General features: G+C 37.1%; 1 protein-coding gene. It reads left to right on the top strand.

From position 1 onward, the window contains the following. On the top strand, positions 1 to 197 hold a 197-nt coding region (locus ACTJK5_RS23145; RefSeq protein WP_440613338.1), incomplete at its 5' end, for a DUF5065 family protein. Between the last annotated feature and the right edge of the window lie 129 nt (positions 198 to 326).

The following is a 326-nucleotide window of genomic DNA, read 5'->3' as shown; positions in this document are numbered from 1 at the left end:
TTGGTGCGCAAATGAAAATTTTTAAAATCCACACAAATGGGACCCTAGAACGATTCCAAACAATAGAACCAGAATTTATTCCTGGAACAGGAATTTGGCAAACCCCTATCACAGATAGCTATACAAGCGGTACTTATGTCGCTGCAATTAAATATCGTGGTGAATTCACGTATTCAAATCAATTTACAATCAATTAGGGATATAACGTGATCATTCATTTTTTACGAAACCCACCCTTTTGCTTCCGACGGCGACGAGGAAGCAAAAGGGTGGGTTTTTTGTTATCTTTTTCTAAAATTTGTTTCCTAAAAACATACGCAGACACT

Origin of the sequence: Agrobacterium sp. 22094, from assembly GCF_052046015.1 — a bacterium.
In the GTDB taxonomy this organism is placed as follows: domain Bacteria; phylum Pseudomonadota; class Alphaproteobacteria; order Rhizobiales; family Rhizobiaceae; genus Agrobacterium; species Agrobacterium cavarae.
The sequence above is the reverse complement of the archived record's forward strand: the minus strand, read 5'-3'. Positions and strand labels throughout refer to the sequence as shown.